The organism is Ferruginibacter sp. HRS2-29, assembly GCF_024343615.1.
GTDB lineage: Bacteria > Bacteroidota > Bacteroidia > Chitinophagales > Chitinophagaceae > Ferruginibacter.
The window spans coordinates 59181-74875 of sequence record NZ_RJUB01000162.1 but is presented as its reverse complement, the minus strand read 5'-3'; the positions used below and the strand labels follow the sequence as shown (position 1 = coordinate 74875).

Sequence of the window (15695 nt, the reverse complement as noted above, 5' to 3'; positions counted from 1 at the left end):
GATTCCTTTCCCTGAATACTGGAAACTGTTATATCCAAAACCAAACTTAAAAATTAAACGAAAATGGAAAAAGAAGAAGAAAAAATAGAAATTATTGAGATGTTCCTTTTACTGGTTCGGGATGTGGTTTTACTTTGGGCGTGTCTAGTATCGGATTCTGTTTTACCCGAACTGCATTGGCTTTGTCTTCCAACAATTTTACTCGCCGGTTTAATTGTGTTAATTCGTGTGATCCTATTACTAGGGTCGATATTGTTATTATTCCTAAAATGATAGTTATCAAATATGAGCCAGATTCCAAAATCCTGCGCCCCCTTCTGAATAAATGAGGGAATACTCCAGCCCATTTTTTCTTCCGCCCCTTCCATTCAATTTGCTTCCTATATTGTTTATACATATCATATTCTTCTAAAACTTTAATCCCTTCGTCACTTAGAAATATCTCGTCTGTCAAAGCAGGTAATCCTTCATTAAAAAACCTCCTGAATAATTTCGTAGCATAGATACGTTCTTTGAAAACTCCCTGTTGTCGTTTTGTCCAACCCAGGTCTTTTGTGTCGGAAAATTCAGCTATGATTTTAACTAAATCAATTCTATTACGAGAGGTTTCGCCAGTCATTCGTAACAATCCATCGATAAATTCATCAAATTCAGACTGTGTAATAGCTTTTGGGATCATACGTTGATAGTTTTGGAAACAACCTATCAACAATGATAACCATATACTCCGTAAAGTACAAGGAATATCCTTAAATTTACAATCATGGCTAACAGTAAGAATACAGCTCCAAATGGTGAAAATCCAAGAAATTCACAGCAAAACGTTAGACTTGCCATGTCTTTTACAAATGCTATGAAAAAAGCACTCTCTACACCATTGCCGAAAAAGCTAGTAAAAAAGGACAAGGATTCAAAAAATTAATTACACTCAACTGGCTCATATCCCTAAATTTTCATGGAATCAAGTTTTAAAGGAATTAAAAAGAATTCCTATGTATTCAGTATGATCGTAATCTTCATAAATTGAAAATAAAAACCAATTCTGAGTACGTTTAAAATCTGAATAGCTGCTATCTCCGCTAAAGTCTTTAAATCGTTTTACGCCTGGGTTTGTAATTAGAAGTACTATAAGAAGAACGGCTAATGCAGATTTTAAATATTTAAAATTCCACCTCTTAACTTCAACGCTTTTTGTTTCTGAATTATACTTGCCTCCCGGTTGATAATCTATTCTTCTGGGCTTTTCTAATATTTCTTTTATTGGTTCTTGTATAATAGGTTTCGATACAGGTTCTCCTTCAGGTAACGGCATTCTACACAGATAATCACCCAAAATATAAAACCCTAATGCAACTGCAATTGAAGGCCATACGTTTAAGTTCTCCTTTAAAATTTCATTATCATATGAACGCCAATACGAATAGCCTATTGCAACAGTAATGAACCCTGCGATCACGTAACAAATAATCCCTAGTACACGATTTCCCTCACTATTTGGCAAATACGCTTTGTAACTTTTTAAAGACGGGCTGATTGATATTAAAACAGCAGCAACCAGGGGAGATAAAAAAAGGCTTATCAAAAGCGAATACCATACTCCAATTCTTTTCTTACCTCCCCATAAAGCAAGAAGAAAACTTAAAACAATTATAACAGCCAACGTTATTTGTACTCTCATAAGAACAGATAGTCTGCTTGTATCCCTATAGGCAGGTCGAATAAAAAAAGCGTGGGACTTATCAGCCACATCGCTTTTTCAGGTACTTGGCAGACCTTACAGCACAATGGGACAAAATAAATAGCCCACGCTTTTTAGCGTAGGCGTTTATTATTGTCTTCCTGTACTGCTTATTTTTTAACTGCCAAGTTTTGAAAAAGCAAGAAGAAGCTAAACGCTAATATGTTTTACACTTGTAAGATATAAAAAAACTATTTATATTTATTGATGATCCCTTTTTTACGCCGTACCTGGGTTAAGTTTTCTATACAGTTATTAGTTATAGCAGTAACTAGCATAGTGCTTTCTTTATTACTTTGGAAATGGTTTGATGAAGACATATATGTTCACTTCGGCACTTTAGAAATTAATTTCTTTAATACGGTATGCGGGCTTTTTACGATTATTGCATTATTACTAACCATATATCAGCTTGCAGCCTTAAAAAGTCGTAAAGATTTCCAAAAAGAAACTATAGCTCAAACGGAAACCAACACTTTTAAAAAGATGACACTCAGTACTCTTGCAGGAATAAAAGCGGATCTGATGACTATCAGGGACAAGATTTTAAGGCATCCTTTGATAGATGACCAGCTTTTAAGTGACTGTATATCTACTTTTTACAAGACAGAAACAACCATATCATCTATAAAAATCCAACAAGATAATTTAACAGGCAACAATCTAATAGACTGTACTAATTCGCTAACTTTACATCAAGCAATTTTACAGAGATTACAGAAAATTGATACTGAAAAATCATATAAAAAATTTCAGCGCCAAAGTATAAGTTCTGACATTAATCAGCTAATTACTGAATTATCAAATTGTGAAAGTAAAATAACTATATAATGAGTACTCCCGATTATAAAAGCCTATTATCCGTATTGCTAGATGCTACAAAAGCGAATAAATTATCTTGGCAAAGGGAATTAACCAATAGTTACCTATATTTTTCCCTTACCCCAGATAATAGCAAAATGCTTCTGGATAAATATTTCGCCCAAGAGGAAGATAAAGAAATTCCATGTTTGAATTTTTCAATATTTACAGGAGAGGGAAAACTGGTAGACGAAATAGTAAGATGCGATAGTTCTGATGAAACGGAAGAGTATAACATCCTAAGGGATTTGTATTTTACAGTTGACGAAATTGTTTCGACAGAAGAAAACAAAAAGTCTGCACCGATAATTAATGGTATAACCGAATCCCTACATAAAATGATAGCTGGGTAATAGGAAAATTAAAGAATTATAAGCATCGATAAATAGGTGCTTTTTTTATTCCCTTAAATACCCAATAATAATCTTATCTAAAGTAAAATATCACATCCCCGCCGCCTTTTTTCTTCCCGGCTAAATTTCCATTTCTTCCTCCTCACTTTCCCTAAAACAAATCGCAAATCCCTATAATACCAAAAATCATTAATCAATTGAATGTTAATTACCTTGTGTCAACAAGTATATAGTCGCCTGAATTTTTCACAGTTCACTCCTCTTGCCTATATTGCAATAGAAAATAACCAAGGTAAAATGAAGCTACTCACCTATCTCTCCCTCATCGTTCTCACTATCCTTTTTATGACATCCTGTCGTGAGCCAAAGGACCTCGAATTCCGAGAATTTAAAAACCTTACCATCGAGAACCTGAGTTTTTCGAAGGCCATCCTGAAGGTCGACCTGGTTTATTACAACCCGAATAATTTCGGTTTGGAGCTTAATCGCACCGATCTCGACCTTTATGTGGATAGCAGTTTTCTTGGCCATTCGAGCCAGAATATCCAGGTAGCCATCCCCCGCAGGAATGTTTTTACCCTTCCGCTACAGGTGGATCTGGACATGAAAAACCTGCTGAAAAATGGTTTGAACAGTCTTTTCAGCAAAGAGATCGGGGTACGTTTGTTGGGAAAAGTGAAGATCGGGAAGGCCGGAGTGTACAAAAGTTTTAATGTGGATTACACCACGAGGCAGAATTTTTCTCTTTTTAAATAGAAAATAAGGAAGATAAATTTGAAATAAGGAAGATAAAATAAGAAATAAGAAAGTAAATTCCGTAGCAGTTCCACCCTCCTGAACCTGCTGAATACAAAAGTGGGGAGTTTTGATACGGTTCAGCAACCGTTCAAAACTCCCCACTTTTGTATTCCTTATTCTACTTTTCTTATTCCTTATTTAAATGAAATGGGGAGCTTCAAACCAGCCTAAACCGTTCAAAGCTCCCACTTTCTTATCCTTATTTTACCTTTCTTATTCCTTATTTGTTAGCCTTCACCTCTTCCGGTTTCTGGCAACATTTAGGTAATTTCTTGTAAGCGGCTTCTTCCGCAGCAACATCATCTGCATCAAACCCTGCATTTGCAATGGCTGCTTTGATGTTTTCAACGTTGGTACGATCCGTAATGTAAGTCACTGTGGTAGTCTTTTTCTTTACATCCACTTTGGCGGCCGTCACCCCTTCTGTGCGGAAAAGGTATTTTTCAATCTTGTCCTTACACATGTCGCATTGCACCGTAGGCGTCTTAATTACCGCTTTCTGCACCGCTTTTTGCTGCGCAAAAGACACCATGAGCAGTCCGAGCAGCGCGAAAATGGTCATTTGAAACTTTTTCATATTTATATAGGTTATTTTTTATAAAGATATTTTATCTGCCCCATTCTGAAGGATTGTTGCGCCAGTTTAACAATGTATTTAACTGCTCTGCCGAAACGATGCCCTTCTTCACGGCCAGTTCGATGAGTATTTCGTAGTTGGTGAGCGAATGAAAACGCACCCCCGCGGCTTCAAAAGCGCTGACCGCCTGCGGAAAACCATAGTTAAATATGGAGACCATTCCGGCCACTTCCATCCCTGCATTACGTAATACTTCACATACCTGCAGGCTGCTTTTCCCGGTAGAAATAAGGTCTTCGATCACCAGGATGCGTTGTCCCGCGGTAAAATCCCCCTCTATCTGGTTGCCCATCCCATGCTCTTTAGGCTTTGGGCGCACATACATGTAAGGGTATTTCAACTGATCCGCCGCCATGGCGCCCCAGGCGATACCGGCCGTGGCCACGCCGGCAAGAGCATCCACCTCCGGAAACTGCTCGAAAATTACGCTGCAAAGTTCGCTTTTGATGAAATCACGCTCGTAAGGATGGGAAAGCACTTTCCTGTTATCGCAATAGATAGGGCTTTTCCAGCCACTCGCCCAGGTATAAGGGGTATCCGGGCTCAATTTTACGGCATTTACCTGTAATAATTTTTCGGCTACAACAGTTTCGTTTGTCATGCGGCAAAAATAGTTTATAATGGATAATAGTATAATGGATAATGGATAAATTGTTTTACGAAGGTCAGGATTATAATTGCTAACCACTCATTACAATTTTCATTTTGAAAACATTGTCCATTGTCCATTATACTATTATCCATTAGTATTATTTTTACAAAAACTTCTCCCATGCAGTTAAAGATCTATTTCGATGAAAAGCCGGTTTACCTGTGTGACGAACTGAGCGAAGAATTGAAAGAGATCCTTCATCATCCTGATGCGGTGTTTATCGATGAATTTTCCACACCGGCCATCAATTCGCTGCTGCATGAGATCAAAAAAGAAGATTTTCATGCCGGTGTGATCTTAAGCGATGACCTGGAAAAGCTGAGGAAAAGCTTTTTCAAACATTTCACCACTATAGAAGCTGCAGGCGGGATTGTGCAGAATGATAAAAAAGAATTGTTGTTCATTTACCGCCTTGACAAATGGGACCTGCCTAAAGGGAAAGTGGAGGAAAACGAAGAGATCGAGGTAGCTGCTGCCCGGGAAATTGAAGAAGAAACCGGGTTGAAAGACATCATACTGAAGAAAAAGATCGGCGAAACCTACCATACTTATAATGCCTACGGCAAACATTACCTGAAAACCACGCATTGGTTTTACTTCACCAGCGACAGCCATCAGAAACTGCAACCCCAGCTGGAAGAAAACATCACGTTAATAAAATGGATCAAAACGAAGGATATCAAGACACCGATGGAAACTACCTATGCATCGATAAAGGATATTATGCATTGTTTTTTTGATGCCCCATAAGCACCAATTACACGAATTATTACGGATTACACGAATTGAACTGCAGTTTTTACAGAACTGCCAGGCAGTATGAACGTTGAAGGTTTCACTATTGACTATTGACTATTGACTTTTTCACCAAAATCGCCACCGTAAGCCTGCTTACACAAACCAGTTTTTCTTCCTCATCCTGAATTTTGATATCCCACACATGCGTGGTACCGCCAAGATGTAAAGGTGTGGCCGTTGCGGTAACAAATCCTGTGCGGATGCCCCGCAGGTGATTGGCATTTATTTCCAATCCTACACAGATGAATTTTGAGGTATCGATCACCAAAAAAGAGGCTACGCTGCCGACGGTTTCGGCGAGGGCGCAACTGGCGCCGCCATGTAATAAACCGTAAGGCTGATGGGTACGCTGATCGACCGGCATGCGCATCTTTAAAAAATCCACGCCGATATCCACGAATTCCATGCCCAGGTGCTGCCCCATGGTATCGGGTGTAACGCCAGAAAGATCTTTTGTAGAGAGTTGTTTATTGAACCAGATCGGCTCATTATTATTCTGCGCCATTCTTGTCTTTAAAAATAGAGTGATTCACTTCTTCTGGTAAAAACTGCGCTACATCGCCGCCATTCTTGAGCACATCGCGTACCAGCGTACTTGCTACGGAAGTGTATTGCGGCAGGCAGGTAAGGAAGATCGTTTCGATGTGTTCTGCAAGGCTGCGGTTCATATCGGCGATGGCTTTTTCGTATTCGAAATCATTCACATAACGGATGCCGCGGAGGATGAAATTGGCATTGTATTCTTTGCAGCAATCAACAGTAAGCCCTTCGTAAACCACCGCCTGCACCTTGTTGTTATTGCGGTAAATATCTTTGAGCCATTGCAGCCTTTGCTGTTCGCTGAACATCGGTTGCTTGTTTACATTGCGGCCGATGCCGATGATCACTTTATCAAATAAAGGAAGCGCCCTGTTGATGATATCGATGTGGCCCAGCGTTACGGGATCGAAGGTTCCGGGAAAGAGACAGATTCTCATGAATGGATAATTTTATAATTGATAATGGATAATGTTTTCGGTTTAAATGTTATCCGAATATCTGAATATTATACAAGTTAAAGGATTTATCCATTATCCATTGTCCCGTTATCCATTAATTCGCTGTTCCCGCCAGCAGATACAACGCTGCCATCCTCACTGCCACCCCGTTTTCCACCTGCTGCAATATGATCGATTGGTTGCCATCCGCCACATCACTGTCTATTTCCACCCCACGGTTGATTGGCCCCGGGTGCATGATCACAATATCCTTATCCACTTCCTGCAGCAGTTTTTTTGTTACCCCGTAAGAAAGATTGTATTCCCGAAGGGAAGAAAACAATACCTGGTTCTGCCTTTCAAGCTGTATGCGCAATACGTTGGCTACATCGCACCATTTGAGGGCTTTTTTAAGATCGTATTCTACCTGCACGCCCATCGCTTCTTTGATATAAGGTGGTATAAGTGTCGGCGGACCGGAAAGCATCACTTCGGCGCCCATTTTATTCAGCAGGTAAATATTGCTGAGCGCAACCCGTGAGTGCATGATATCCCCGATAAGCAATATCTTTTTTCCTTCAAGTCCACCGGTTTTTTCTGTAATGGAAAATGCGTCCAGCAAAGCCTGGGTAGGATGTTCATTGATGCCGTCGCCTGCGTTCACGATGCCGGTGTTGGGCAGGTGTTTCGCCAGGAAATGGGGGGCGCCGCTGGCGCTATGCCGCATCACCACCATATCCACTTTCATACTGAGGATATTGTTGACGGTATCGAGCAATGTCTCGCCCTTTTTTACAGAAGAAGCGGAAGCCGCAAAATTGATCGTATCGGCTCCCAACCGCTTTTCCGCCAGCTCAAAAGAGATGCGTGTACGCGTGGAATTTTCATAAAAAAGATTGACGATGGTGACATCCCGTAACGATGGAACCTTCTTCACAGGACGTTGTAATACTTCCTTGAATTGCTGAGCGGTAGATAAAATAAGGGAAATGTCTTTCGGGGAAAGGTCTTTAATGCCGAGTAAATGTTTTGTGGATAGTTGCATTAAGGAACAAAACTAGGGCAAATAATTAAGAATTACGAATTACGAATTACGAATTTTGTTATTGGCTTCTTTTTTCTACTCAATTCCATCTTCTGATCGGTAAATAATATTCCAAGATAGTATGAAAAAATTCGTAATTCGTAATTCGTAATTGATAATTCGTAATTGATAATTCGTAATTTAATAAAGAACAACTTCCTCCTTGTCCCACTCCAGCTTTACTTTTTGCGAAGCCACCGTATCGATGGCGATGCCGCAAAAATCGGGTTGGATGGGTAATTCGCGGTTGAAGCGCCTGTCGACCAGCACGGCAAGTTCAACTTTACTTGGCCGGCCAAAATCCTGTAGTGCGTCCAATGCGGCCCTGATGGTACGGCCCGTGTACAATACATCGTCGATCAGCACCACGCGTTTCCCTTCAATGGAAAAATTAATATCGGTCTTGCCGGCTACATGCAATTCATCACGCACATCATCGCGGTAAAAAGTGATATCGAGCACGCCGTATTGCACTTCTGTATTTTTACTGAGCAGTTGTATATGAGTCGCGATCCGCTGGCTCACCTGCACACCCCTTGGCTGAATACCCAGGAAGACCACCTGGGAAAGATCGTCGTTGTTTTCCAGCAACTGGTGCGCCAGCCGGAGAATGGTTAACTGAAGTTGTTGCTTATCTAAGATCGTTTTCATTTGTAAACACGAAAATAAGGAATAAGAAATATAAAATAAGGAATAAGAAAGTGCATCCTGTAAGATGCCCTGCTTCCTTATTCCTTATTAAACATTTCTTATTTCTTATTTCTTATCCCTATTTCTTCAAATGTTACAATTTTTGTATGTTTCGGAGCTACCAGTACCTGCCCACTCTCTTTGGCAGAGATTGCCCGGATATACTGACCGGTCCCGTTCCATCCATAATCGTACACTTCAAGTACAACACCCGGAACTCCAGGATAAAACAGATCTCCCCGTTTGAACTTCATTTCAGTTGTATACCAGACGATGGTTGTTGTATTATTCTTATTGACAGATGTTACCGCTTTACACCTGTAATTAAGGATCATTTTCTCCCCGGCCATCATTTCCCATTTATTTATGCGGGAAGAATCGTAACGGATGAGATATCGTTTATTTTTCGGCCAGTCACTTTCAGAAAATGTTTCGCCGGTGATGTAATTTGAGAATTCGGCATGATGGATCAGCTTATCGCCGATAATGGCTTTCCGGTAGACTTTTTTTTCAATGTGAGATAAAAAAAAGGAAAGCGAAAATGAATCGTTGATCACCATTCGGATATACGGCGGAAAACGGTCTTTAAATACTTCGGTGATCACAGAATCCGATGGAACTGTAGCGATACTTACATAATCTATATTGATGGATGATTGAGCACTTGCATCATTGAGATAAAAAAGCGATACTAAAAGCAATAACATCTTCATATAGGCAATGGTTACGTTTTTTTTATAAATAATAAGAAACATAAAATAAGGAATAAAAAAAGTGTCATCATGAGATATCCAACTTCCTTATTCCTTATTTTTCATTCCTTATTTACCCTTACTTTTCCTGCATGAACGGATAACCATATTCCGTTGGCGGATTGAATGTTTCTTTAATTGTCCTTGCACTCAACCAACGATAAAGGTTCAGCTGGCTGCCGGCCTTGTCGTTTGTACCGCTGGCACGGGCACCGCCGAATGGTTGCTGCCCTACTACTGCACCCGTTGGCTTATCGTTGATGTAAAAATTACCGGCGCTGTTGCGTAGCCTGTTGGTAGCCAGTTCCACCGCAAAGCGGTCCTGTGCTATCACCGCACCGGTAAGTGCATAAGAAGAAGTGGTGTCTACCAGCTTCAGGGTTTCTTCAAATTTGTTTTCATCATAAATGTAAACAGTCAGTACCGGGCCAAACAGTTCATCACACATCGTTACATAATGCGGATCGCTGGCTTCGATGATGGTTGGTTCGATGAAATAACCTTCGGTCTTATCGCATTTTCCCCCTACCCATATTTTGGCGCCGCTATCACGCTTGCGTGAATTTTTGATGTATCCTTCCAGTTTATCAAAACTCTTTTCATCGATCACCGCGTTGATAAAGTTGGTAAAATCTTCCACCGTTCCCATTTTCATGGTCTTCACCTGCTCTACCAGTTTTTTCTTCACTTCTGCTGCGATATTGGAAGGGATATACGCCCTTGAAGCCGCAGAACATTTTTGTCCCTGGTACTCAAAAGCACCACGGGCAAGTGCGGTCACCACTACATCGGGATTGGCCGATCTGTGAGCGATCACAAAATCTTTACCGCCGGTTTCGCCAACGATCCTCGGATAAGTTTTGTAAGTATTCATATTCTTCCCGATGGTAGCCCACATGCCATTGAATACGCCGGTGCTTCCGGTAAAATGTATCCCGGCAAAATCGGGGTGATTGAAAATGACTTCGCCGATCGTTGGCCCGTCGATGAATACGAGGTTGATGACGCCATCCGGCAAACCCGCTTCCTTTAATACTTTCATGAAAAGCTGTGCGCTGTATACCTGTGTATTGGCGCATTTCCAGATCACCACATTGCCGCACATGGCGGCGCTGGTAGGCAGGTTTCCGCCTATAGCCGTAAAATTGAAGGGGGTCAATGCGAATACGAACCCTTCGAGCGGACGGTATTCCAGGCGGTTGTACATACCCGCGCCGCTGATAGGCTGCTGGCGATAGATATCACTCAGGAAGTGCACGTTGAAACGCAGGAAATCGATGAGCTCGCAGGCAGCATCGATCTCAGCCTGGTATGCATTCTTGCTTTGCCCGAGCATCGTTGTTCCATTGATGTAAGGCCGGTACTTGGTTGCCAGCAGATCGGCAGCTTTCAGGAATATATTTGCACGGTTTTCCCAGCTCATGTTCGCCCATTTATCTTTCACTTTCAATGCGGCGTTGATGGCTTTGGTCACGTGTTTTGCTTCACCCAGGTGAAATTGTCCCAGCACATGTTTACGCTCGTGCGGCGGACGGATTTCTACTGTATTTCCGGTGCGAACTTGTTCCGAGCCGATGTACATCGGAACGTCCGTTTTGGTGCTTTTCAATTCTTTCAATGCCGCTTTAAGGGCTAATTTTTCCTTACTACCGGGAGCGTAGTTAAGAACAGGCTCATTGACCGGCATCGGGTAATAAAAATCTCCGTATTGCATAATGGTAATTTTTAGATGGCAAAAATAAGGATTAGAGATTAGAGATTAGGGTTTAGTGATCAGAGACCAGGATTTAGGTTCAAACTTATTCCATCCAAAGTCTAATCCCTAATCTCTGATCTCAATTTGCTACTGAAGTTCTCACGGCATTTTTGACCGCCTGTTTCTCCGGCAATCCCAACGCCGGGATGATCGCCAAAGCAATGATGAAAGCGGAAATGAAAAATCCATCCTGCAAAGCAAAATGTTCGGCCACTTCCGCAGTATGCTGTTTACTGATATAATGATCATTGATAAAAGTATGGATCACGCCGCTCAATGCGATACCGATGGAACCACCGATCTGCTGCAGCAGGCTGTTGATGGCTGTGGAAGTGCTGGTTTGCGCCGCGGTAACCGAATTGAGCAATGCCGTGGAAACCGGCGCCACCAGCAGGCTCATCCCCAATCCACGTATGACCATCGGCAGTATGATGAACCAGAGCGGAACCCCTTTTTCTACAAAAGCAAACAGCACAAAAGATGCCGCTACGATAATGATCCCGGTGATGGACACATTCCGCACCATGCCTTTATCGGCCAGTTTTCCCGCCAGCGGGCGGGTGAAAAGCATCATCAGCGCATTGGGCAGCAATATGAGCCCGGATTCCAGCGAAGTGAACCCCATCACCCCCTGTAATAAAAAGGGCAGAAAGAATAATCCGCCGTACAATGCCAGCGAACGAATGACCACGATGATGGCCGATTTGCGGAAAACCCGGGATTTGAAAACGGTAAGGTCCAGTAATGGAAACGTCCTGGTGGACGACCGGAGAAACAGGAACAGGAATATGCCTGTGCCGGCCACTCCTGCAGCCAGTTGCCAGGAAATACCAAAGCTGGAAATGGCGGTGACCATATATTGTAACGACAGGATAAATACGGCGAAAAAGAAATATCCTGCCAGGTCGAATTTCGTATTTGAAACTGGTTGCGCTTTTAGAAACCCTAAATGACGTATGGTAAGAAAAATGGTGAGTATTCCCAGCGGGATATTGATGTAAAAAATGGATTGCCATCCCAGCAGGTTGGTGAGCAGTCCGCCCAAAGTAGGCCCCAGTGCAGGCCCCATTACGTTTCCGATACCCCACCAGCCGATGGCGCTGCCTCGTTTTTCGGGTGGATAATTTTCGCTGAGTATGGCAAGAGAAACCGGAGAGATCAGGGCTCCGCCGGTGGCTTGTATCACCCTGGCTGTAACAAGCATGGGCAGGCTTTGCGAAAGGCTGCAAAGCAGGGAGCCCGATGTGAACATGATCACGCTGAAAAGAAAAAGGTTGTAATAACCGATGCGGAGCTTGAGCCAGTTGGTAAGCGGAATGAAGAGACAGAAACAGATCATGTATGCCGTAACGACCCATTCGATATTTGAAAGTGATTCCCGGAATTCGTTACGGATGACGGGCAAGGACACATTAACAATGCTGCTGTCGAGTGCGGCCATCATTGTGCCCAACATAAGGGTGATCAGTATCCAGGTGTTTTTCTTCAATAAGCTCAGTAATTAACGGCGATGATCTTAAAATCTTTTCCCTGCTGCGCAAACCAGACTTTGCCACCTTCCGTGCTGGCACCCTGCTGGTTGCGGAAGATCTGATTGAAGTTGATCGTGGCGAAAGAAAGTTTTACATCCTTGGTAAAAACCGCGTCGTATTTTTCTACCAGTTCTTCAGGAGTTTTGATATTCTTTAAGGGATAACGTACAATTGAAGCCAGTTTTTGCTTGTCGTTATCCATGATCCAAAGCTGTGCCTGTTTCAAAAAAAGCTTGAATGCTTTTACATCGGTAAAACCCGCGTTTTCCCAACTGGCGGGCACTGAGCCATCTACAAATACGCTGTCGTCTTTCATTTCAAAAGGTGTGACGGCCAATGAACCGTTTTGCGGAGCAGAATAACCTGCGTTATCCGCCGCAGCTGGAGATTGTACATTTGCAGTATCCGATATGGCAGTAGTGTTTTTTTCACTTCCTGAATTACAGGAAAACAAAACAGAGGCTGATAGTATAATGAGGCAATATTTCATAAATGGATCTTTTATTAGTTGGTTGCAGGTGACGAGTGGCGGGTTCATTCATCGTTCGCGAAGCTCAGCCTATTCTCTCTGCGAAAACTCTTTTAACTCTCGTTCTCTGCGGTCACGCGACGTTTCCTATACCGCAGAGAGCCAGAGAACGCAAAGGTTTCGCAGAGTTCTACGCAAACGATCAAACAACCAGAAACTTTTTTAATTTGCCTCCGAATCTTTCTCACTCATCAGGTATGCTTTTATGAAACCATCGAGTTCGCCATCCATTACCGGGCCAACATTGCCCACTTCGTAATCGGTACGGTGGTCCTTGATCATTTTATAAGGATGAAAAACGTATGATCGTATCTGGCTTCCCCACTCTATCTTTTTCTTGCTGCTGTTGGCGGCATCTTTCAGTGCATTGCGTTTTTGAAGTTCTATTTCGTACAGGCGGCTTTTGAGCATCTGCATGGCGAGCTCGCGGTTGCCTAGCTGGCTGCGATCCTGCTGACAAACCACTACTATGCCTGTAGGAATATGCGTGAGCTGCACTTTGGTTTCTACTTTATTCACATTCTGTCCGCCGGCGCCACCGCTTCGCGAGGTTTCCATTTTCACGTCAGCCGGGTTGATCTCGATCTCGATCGTATCATCGATGAGCGGATACACATATACACTGGCGAAAGAAGTATGCCTGCGGGCGTTGCTGTCGAATGGCGAAATACGTACCAGGCGGTGCACACCACTTTCGGCTTTAAGAAAACCGTAGGCAAATGGTCCTTCAAACTCGATGGTAGCGCTTTTTATACCGGCGCCATCGCCTTCCTGGTAATCCACTTCGGTGAGTTTCCAGCCCTGCTTTTCGCCATACATGCGGTACATGCGCAGCAGGATCTCTGCCCAATCCTGGCTTTCGGTACCACCGGCACCGCTGTTGATCTGCACCACGGCAGGAAGCGCATCGGAAGGATCGTTGAGGGTACTTTTGAATTCCGCATCTTCAATGGCGGCATTGGCGGCATCAAAAGCCTGTCGTGCCTCCTCCTCGGTAGCCTCGCCTTCTTTCCAGAACTCAAAAAGCACGGCAAAGTCTTCTACCAGGGTAGATACACGATGGTACATGTTGACCCAATACTCATTGGCATTGATCTCTTTTAAAATGGAGGTGGCACGGGCATTATCGTCCCAGAAGCCGGGAGAGAGTGATAATTGTTTGTCGTTGTTGATTTTGGATTCGCGGTTAGCGACGTCAAAGAAACCTCCTCAAAACCACCAAACGGTCTCTCATATCTTTAAGTAATTCTATTGTCATGCGGCAAAATTAGGGTAATTAGATGAATTACACGAATTTCCGCCCGTGCCGGACGAATTACACAAATTCTACGAATTCGCGAAGAAGATAATTAACCCAACAGTTCTATAAAGCCTGTGGTCATCCGCTGAAAATCGTCGATGGTCTGTGGTCAGTGGTCAGTCGTCAGTAATTCATGCGAAAAAAAAGGGGCCAGGATAAAAATCCAGCCCCGTTTAAATTCAATATCCTATGAAAAACCGAGTTTATAAGCCAGGGGAGTTTAATTCCTGTCTCAATATTTTTGTGTTCGTTGTGTTATGTTTTAACCCTCTCTGTCCTTTCCTCATATCCACCTTGTAAAAATGCATTTCTTTTTTGTCCCTGCCAACCGTATCCTACAAACGGCGGTTTTTATCCTACAAGCGGTCAGTTTTATAAGTTCTTAAGAAAAAATAAGGGGGCTTAGATAGAAATCCAACCCCGTTTTAAATTCAATATCCTATGAAAAACCGAGTTTATAAGCCAGGATCGTTTACTTCCTGTCTTAAAATATTTTTATACAGATCTGTTTATTCCAAAGACGCATCAAAAGCTTTTTCCGTTGCTTGCTGTTGTACCGCTGTTTGATAATGTAAAGATGCATCCGGTAATTTTTACATTAATAATACAGTTAGCGAATGGTAGAAATGGACAAACGAAAGGCATTTTTTTCCTTCCGGAGTGTAATTTGATATATATAAAAGGTATCAAAAATGCTTTTAACCATTCATTTAGCCTTTAAATGGATAGTTTTGCCTCCTGATCTGCCATTGGATTAAACATTTACAAAAAAGAACACTCTTAAAAGAAAAAACAATCATGTTAAAGAAGCTATTTTTACTCGCTGTCACCGGTTTATTATTCTCAGGCGCTTTTGCACAATCCGATTCTGCCCGCAACTACAAGATGGTCGTTTCTTTCCACAGCTTCGCTTCCGGCGTACCGAGCAGCAAACCACTGACTGATTATATCGCAAAATTCAGGAAGGCCAATAAGATCAAGTCCATTTCAGCAGACCGCATCGGCCCGTATGGCCGCGAAGGCGAATATAAACTGGCTTTCACCCTGAAAGAACTCTCCAAAAAACAACGCACGCTTTTCATCAGCCGTGTAAAAAAAGTAGTGGCTACTATGAATGAGAACGGTAGCGCCGACCTCAAAGAAAATGTGACTTTACTGAAAGACGATATGCCGGCAAGGGCAACGATCGAAGCTAAAAAGTTTTAATAAGGATGGCGGTTATTGCCGTTTTTTAGATT

Annotated in this window: 19 protein-coding genes; 6 read left to right on the top strand and 13 right to left on the bottom strand. The window is 42.4% G+C overall.

The window, feature by feature from the left end; genetic code table 11:
- Positions 1 to 91: 91 nt before the first annotated feature.
- Positions 92 to 679, bottom strand: coding sequence for a hypothetical protein (locus EGI32_RS20465; RefSeq protein WP_255157531.1), 588 nt, complete (start codon positions 677 to 679; stop codon positions 92 to 94).
- Between the two features lie 84 nt (positions 680 to 763).
- On the opposite strand from EGI32_RS20465, the gene EGI32_RS20460 reads away from it, so the two are divergent.
- A complete protein-coding gene (locus EGI32_RS20460; RefSeq protein WP_255157530.1) occupies positions 764 to 922 on the top strand; it encodes a hypothetical protein in 159 nt (52 codons plus the stop codon).
- Positions 923 to 961: 39 nt separating this feature from the next.
- Here EGI32_RS20460 and EGI32_RS20455 read toward each other — a convergent pair whose 3' ends face one another.
- Positions 962 to 1678, bottom strand: a complete 717-nt coding sequence (locus tag EGI32_RS20455; RefSeq protein WP_255157529.1) for a hypothetical protein — start codon at positions 1676 to 1678, stop codon at positions 962 to 964.
- 267 nt (positions 1679 to 1945) lie between these two features.
- Here EGI32_RS20455 and EGI32_RS20450 point away from each other — a divergent pair, with 267 nt between their 5' ends.
- From EGI32_RS20450 to EGI32_RS20440, 3 genes are all read left to right on the top strand, one after another.
- On the top strand, positions 1946 to 2569 hold the full coding sequence (locus EGI32_RS20450; protein WP_255157528.1) for a hypothetical protein: 624 nt from the start codon (positions 1946 to 1948) through the stop codon (positions 2567 to 2569).
- Positions 2569 to 2952 (top strand): hypothetical protein, encoded by a 384-nt coding sequence (locus EGI32_RS20445; RefSeq protein WP_255157527.1) that lies wholly within the window; start codon positions 2569 to 2571, stop codon positions 2950 to 2952. Before EGI32_RS20450 ends, EGI32_RS20445 begins: the two co-directional genes overlap by 1 nt.
- Positions 2953 to 3249: 297 nt before the next feature.
- A complete protein-coding gene (locus EGI32_RS20440) occupies positions 3250 to 3708 on the top strand; it encodes an LEA type 2 family protein (RefSeq protein ID WP_255157526.1) in 459 nt (152 codons plus the stop codon).
- A gap of 262 nt (positions 3709 to 3970) precedes the next feature.
- Here EGI32_RS20440 and EGI32_RS20435 read toward each other — a convergent pair whose 3' ends face one another.
- Together EGI32_RS20435 and pyrE are read right to left on the bottom strand one after the other, a co-directional pair.
- Complete coding sequence (locus EGI32_RS20435; protein ID WP_255157525.1) at positions 3971 to 4327, bottom strand: heavy-metal-associated domain-containing protein; 357 nt, start codon at positions 4325 to 4327, stop codon at positions 3971 to 3973.
- Positions 4328 to 4358: 31 nt separating this feature from the next.
- Entirely contained in the window at positions 4359 to 4988 is a 630-nt protein-coding gene (pyrE, locus tag EGI32_RS20430) for an orotate phosphoribosyltransferase (protein WP_255157524.1), read from the bottom strand.
- A gap of 171 nt (positions 4989 to 5159) precedes the next feature.
- Here pyrE and EGI32_RS20425 point away from each other — a divergent pair, with 171 nt between their 5' ends.
- Positions 5160 to 5789, top strand: coding sequence for an NUDIX hydrolase (locus EGI32_RS20425; RefSeq protein ID WP_255157523.1), 630 nt, complete (start codon positions 5160 to 5162; stop codon positions 5787 to 5789).
- Between the two features lie 88 nt (positions 5790 to 5877).
- Here the strand turns inward: EGI32_RS20425 and EGI32_RS20420 are convergent, their stop codons facing one another.
- The 9 genes from EGI32_RS20420 to prfB all read right to left on the bottom strand — a co-directional run bounded on the left by EGI32_RS20420 (position 5878) and on the right by prfB (position 14415).
- Positions 5878 to 6342, bottom strand: coding sequence for a hotdog fold thioesterase (locus tag EGI32_RS20420; RefSeq protein ID WP_255157522.1), 465 nt, complete (start codon positions 6340 to 6342; stop codon positions 5878 to 5880).
- Positions 6329 to 6814, bottom strand: a complete 486-nt coding sequence (coaD, locus tag EGI32_RS20415) for a pantetheine-phosphate adenylyltransferase (RefSeq protein WP_255157521.1) — start codon at positions 6812 to 6814, stop codon at positions 6329 to 6331. The genes EGI32_RS20420 and coaD overlap by 14 nt, the downstream gene beginning before the upstream one ends.
- Before the next feature lie 115 nt (positions 6815 to 6929).
- Positions 6930 to 7859: an aspartate carbamoyltransferase catalytic subunit gene (locus EGI32_RS20410; RefSeq protein WP_255157520.1), complete on the bottom strand. Its 930-nt coding sequence runs from the start codon at positions 7857 to 7859 to the stop codon at positions 6930 to 6932.
- Positions 7860 to 8039: 180 nt separating this feature from the next.
- The gene (gene pyrR, locus EGI32_RS20405; RefSeq protein WP_255157519.1) at positions 8040 to 8549 is read right to left on the bottom strand and encodes a bifunctional pyr operon transcriptional regulator/uracil phosphoribosyltransferase PyrR; all 510 of its coding nucleotides are present in this window, start codon (positions 8547 to 8549) and stop codon (positions 8040 to 8042) included.
- A 98-nt stretch (positions 8550 to 8647) separates the two neighbouring features.
- Complete coding sequence (locus EGI32_RS20400; RefSeq protein ID WP_255157518.1) at positions 8648 to 9301, bottom strand: hypothetical protein; 654 nt, start codon at positions 9299 to 9301, stop codon at positions 8648 to 8650.
- A gap of 118 nt (positions 9302 to 9419) precedes the next feature.
- Positions 9420 to 11054, bottom strand: a complete 1635-nt coding sequence (gene pruA, locus EGI32_RS20395; RefSeq protein ID WP_255157517.1) for an L-glutamate gamma-semialdehyde dehydrogenase — start codon at positions 11052 to 11054, stop codon at positions 9420 to 9422.
- Between the two features lie 121 nt (positions 11055 to 11175).
- Positions 11176 to 12585, bottom strand: a complete 1410-nt coding sequence (locus EGI32_RS20390; protein ID WP_255157516.1) for a DHA2 family efflux MFS transporter permease subunit — start codon at positions 12583 to 12585, stop codon at positions 11176 to 11178.
- Positions 12586 to 12590: 5 nt separating this feature from the next.
- Positions 12591 to 13118: a hypothetical protein gene (locus EGI32_RS20385; RefSeq protein WP_255157515.1), complete on the bottom strand. Its 528-nt coding sequence runs from the start codon at positions 13116 to 13118 to the stop codon at positions 12591 to 12593.
- A 201-nt stretch (positions 13119 to 13319) separates the two neighbouring features.
- Positions 13320 to 14415 (bottom strand): peptide chain release factor 2 gene (gene prfB / locus EGI32_RS20380; RefSeq protein ID WP_255157514.1). Its coding sequence is split into 2 segments (ribosomal slippage): positions 13320 to 14354 and positions 14356 to 14415, totalling 1095 coding nucleotides; the frame shifts between segments, so codons are not numbered across the junction.
- 840 nt (positions 14416 to 15255) lie between these two features.
- Between prfB and EGI32_RS20375 the strand changes: the two genes are divergently transcribed.
- Entirely contained in the window at positions 15256 to 15663 is a 408-nt protein-coding gene (locus EGI32_RS20375) for a hypothetical protein (RefSeq protein WP_255157513.1), read from the top strand.
- Positions 15664 to 15695: the final 32 nt, after the last annotated feature.